5 protein-coding genes are annotated in these 3,784 nt (G+C 71.3%); 3 read left to right on the top strand and 2 right to left on the bottom strand.

The window, feature by feature from the left end:
* The 3 genes from JGS39_RS38425 to JGS39_RS38415 form a co-directional block, all read left to right on the top strand.
* Positions 1–947, top strand: a 947-nt coding sequence (locus JGS39_RS38425) for a cysteine protease StiP family protein (RefSeq protein ID WP_219574407.1), incomplete at its 5' end; no start/stop codon positions are given.
* Positions 944–1,777 (top strand): HAD family hydrolase, encoded by an 834-nt coding sequence (locus JGS39_RS38420; RefSeq protein WP_219574406.1) that lies wholly within the window; start codon positions 944–946, stop codon positions 1,775–1,777. The genes JGS39_RS38425 and JGS39_RS38420, both read left to right, overlap by 4 nt.
* Positions 1,778–2,000: 223 nt before the next feature.
* On the top strand, positions 2,001–2,660 hold the full coding sequence (locus JGS39_RS38415) for an O-methyltransferase (RefSeq protein ID WP_219574405.1): 660 nt from the start codon (positions 2,001–2,003) through the stop codon (positions 2,658–2,660).
* A gap of 37 nt (positions 2,661–2,697) precedes the next feature.
* Here JGS39_RS38415 and JGS39_RS38410 read toward each other — a convergent pair whose 3' ends face one another.
* A complete protein-coding gene (locus JGS39_RS38410; protein WP_219574404.1) occupies positions 2,698–2,904 on the bottom strand; it encodes an FmdB family zinc ribbon protein in 207 nt (68 codons plus the stop codon).
* A 137-nt stretch (positions 2,905–3,041) separates the two neighbouring features.
* On the bottom strand, positions 3,042–3,629 hold the full coding sequence (locus JGS39_RS38405; RefSeq protein WP_219574403.1) for a DUF4383 domain-containing protein: 588 nt from the start codon (positions 3,627–3,629) through the stop codon (positions 3,042–3,044).
* Between the last annotated feature and the right edge of the window lie 155 nt (positions 3,630–3,784).

Genomic DNA, 3,784 nt, shown 5'->3' with positions numbered 1-3,784 from the left:
CGCCCCATCGGCAGGAAGAACCCTTCATGCTTCCCGAGCCCCTCCGCGGCCCCGCCTTCTCCTCCTACGCGCCGGACGAGGTCGGCTGGCTGCTCCAGGACCTGTCGGACGCAGAGCTGGAGGCGCCCACCGAGGAGCGCGAGGAGGCGATACAGAGCGGTGGCGCGCACTACGCCGAGTCGCTGCCGGTCGAGTACCAGCCGTCCGAGGAGTACCAGGACCTGTTCAAGGCGGCTCTGGACCTGTCGGCCGCCCGCATCGCCCGCGCCGTCGGCACGGTCACCGAAACGGTCCTCGCCGAGCGCGGCCCCCGCCCCGTGCTCGTCTCGCTCGCCCGGGCCGGCACCCCCGTCGGCGTACTGATGCGCCGCTGGGCCCGTCTGAGGCACGGCGTCGAGCTGCCGCACTACGCCGTCTCGATCGTGCGCGGCCGGGGCATCGACGCCAACGCCCTGCGCTGGCTGGCCGCCCATCACAACCCGGCCGACATCGTCTTCGTCGACGGCTGGACCGGCAAGGGCGCGATCACCCGCGAACTGGCGGCGGCGATCGCCGAGTTCGAGGAGTCGGACGGGACCGAGGGCTTCAANGACCAGGTTCACGTCGTGGATGCCCTGCTCCTCGCTGATCCGCTCCACCGCGGCCCGCCCTGGGAGGGCGGGGCCGCGGTGGAGCGGATCAGCGAGGAGCAGGGCATCCACGACGTGAACCTGGTCAAGCCGGGCGTCGGCGAGACCACCCGCGTCCTGCTGCGCCGCGTCCCGTGGAAGATCCTCGCCAAGCGAGGAGCGGGCACGGACCTGGAACACATCAGGCTGCTCGCACAGCAGCGCGGCGTCCCGGTCGAGGAGGTCGACGAACTCCCGTACACCTGCGTCGGCCTGATCCACCCGAAGTACACGCGCGGGGCGACCGGTGCCGACGGCAAGGCGGTGGACTCCAAGTGACTTCGGCCCTGACGCTGGTCGCCAGCGACCTCGACCGCACCCTCATCTACTCCGCGGCGGCCCTCAACCTCCCGATGCCGGATGCCGAGGCTCCCCGTCTCCTCTGCGTCGAGGTGTACGACAAGAAGCCCCTCTCGTACGTCACGGAGACGGCGGCGGCCCTGCTCGACGAGCTGACCCGCTCCCCGTCCACGGTCTTCGTCCCGACGACGACCCGCACCCGCGAGCAGTACCACCGCATCCATCTCCCGGGACCGGCAGTCGAGTTCGCGATCTGCGCCAACGGCGGACACATCCTGGTCAACGGCGTCTCCGACCACGACTGGCAGCGCACCGTGGCCGGCCGGCTGGCCGAGGAATGCGCCTCGCTCGACGAGGTCCGCGCCCACCTCGTCTCCGCCGCCGACCCCGCCTGGCTGCTCAAGGAACGGGTCGCCGAGGATCTCTTCGCCTACCTCGTCGTCGACCGGACCCTCCTGCCCGCGGACTGGACGAAGGAACTCGCCGCGTGGGCGGAACCGCGCGGCTGGACCGTCTCGCTGCAGGGCCGCAAGATCTACGTCGTACCGCGTCCGCTCACCAAGAGCGCGGCGATGCGCGAGGTCGCCCGCCGCACCGGCGCCACGCTCACCCTGGCCGCAGGCGACTCCCTCCTCGACGCCGACCTGCTGCTGGCCGCCGACCGCGGCTGGCGCCCCGGCCACGGCGAACTGGCCGACGCGGGCTGGAACGCCCCGCATGTGGAGGCGACCGCCGAGAACGGGATCGCCGCGGGCGAGGAGATCCTGCGACGCTTCCTCCGGGCGGCGGACCCGCACCGGGCGGCTTGAGAGGGGCTGGTCGGAGGCGGGCGGTCTTTGAGGGGCGAGTCCGAGGCGGGCGGCTTGGGAAGGGCGAGTCCGAGGCAGGCGGTTAGGGACAGGCGGCCCGAGACGGGGGACGTCAACTTTCCGGCGCGCCAACGAAATCTGCTCGAACCGCAGAGGCCCGACGACTACAGTCGCCGCGTTCCCGCCCGTCGGCGGAGCACTCGGGCGAGCGGGGAGTGGTGCGATGACCAAGGGCAACGAAACCAAGATCACGGACGAGCTGTACGCGTACATGCTCGCCCACAATCCGCCGCTGGACGCGGTGCAGCGCGAACTCGTGGAGACCACGTACGCCCGGCTGCCCGACCACGCGGGCATGCAGTCGGCCGAGGAACAGGGCCCGCTGCTCGCCTTCCTCGTACGGCTGACCGGTGCCCGGCACATCGTCGAGGTCGGGACCTTCACCGGGTTCTCCGCCCTGGCGATGGCCCAGGCGCTGCCCGCGGGCGGCCGGCTGATCGCGTGCGACATCTCGGAGGAGTGGACCGCCTACGGCCGTGAGGCCTGGGCCAAGGCAGGCGTCGCCGACCGCATCGAACTGCGGATCGCCCCGGCCCTGGACACCCTGCGGGCGATGCCCGCGGAGCCGCACATCGACTTCGCCTACCTGGACGCGGACAAGGGCAACTACATCGCGTACTGGGAGGAACTGGTTCCCCGGATGCGCCAGGGCGGCGTCATCACCACGGACAACGTGCTCTTCCACGGAGGCGTGACGGACCCACGGGCGACCGGGGGAGCGGCGGCCATCCAGGAGTTCAACAACCACGTGTCCGCCGACCCGCGGATGGACAGCGTGATGCTCACGGTGTCGGACGGACTGACGCTGTCGCGCAAGCGGTAGCGGTAGCGATCGCGGGTACCGGGGCTGGTACGGCGGCTCAGCCGCAGCAGCCCCCACCGCAGCAACCCCCGCCACCTGCCGCGGGCGCGGAACCGGCGGAACCGCCCACGGCGACGGCCGAGAGGAGCTTCACGGTGTCCTCGTGTCCGGCGGGGCAGGAGGCGGGAGCGGAGGACTCGGCCATCGGGCGGCTGAGTTCGAAGGTGTCTCCGCAGGAGCGGCAGCGGTACTCGTAACGAGGCATGCCCCCAGGCTATCGGCCGGGACGGTGCAACGGACATCCCCACGGCCGCGGCTGTCGGCCGAGCCGGTCAGGGGCATCTCCCGTCTCCCGCCCCCAGCTGTGGGCCGAGCCGGGCAAGGGCTTCTTCCCGCTCGCGGTTACCGGCCGGGCCGGTAGACGGGCATCTCCGAGATCGCACGCCGCCGCGCGAGCCGCTGCTCGTGCTCGGCCTCCTCCGGGTGGCGGGCCCGCCAGTACGGGTTGTCGTGGGGGAGTCCGCCGCTGACGCGTCCGTACATGCCGAACATCATCAGCATCAGCCCGACGACGAAGCTGAAGATCACGTTCTGCATCTCGAAGGCGAGGAAGTTGAGCCCGGTGTCCAGCAGGGCGAGGTTGACGAAACCGCTGAGGACGAAGGCGATGCCCAGCACCATGTTGAGCGTCGAGGCGAAGTTGCCCCCGATGATCATCCCGGTGAACAGCAGCAGCCCGACGCAGATCGACAGCACGCTGAGAGCACCGTTGGTGCTCAGACCTGCGACGGTGTCGCCGCCCGTGTCGAAGAAGCCGATCTTGTCGATCAGCCCGAGGATGCCGAAGGCGAGCAGCACCAGCCCCATCAGCCCGGCGCCCACCCTGTAGACGCGGCTGAGCCGGTGGTCCACGGGCAGGTGCTCATCGAGGCGGGCGGCCTTGCGGTGGGTGGCTGCCCGCGGTGCCGGGCGCAGTACCTGCGTGGCCATGGGGCCTCCTTCACGTACTCGTTCACGTACTACCAGGATCCCGCCGGGCCGGACCCCTCGCACGTCAGGGCGGCCGGGGACCGCGGGGACGTGCACGCGCCCCTTGTCCCCGTCGTCCCCGCCCCGTACCGCTCCCGCTTGTCAGGCGCCGGCGC

Source organism: Streptomyces poriferorum (genome assembly GCF_019399235.1).
In the GTDB taxonomy this organism is placed as follows: Bacteria; Actinomycetota; Actinomycetes; order Streptomycetales; family Streptomycetaceae; genus Streptomyces; species Streptomyces poriferorum.
This window is presented reverse-complemented; position numbering and strand designations above follow the sequence as displayed.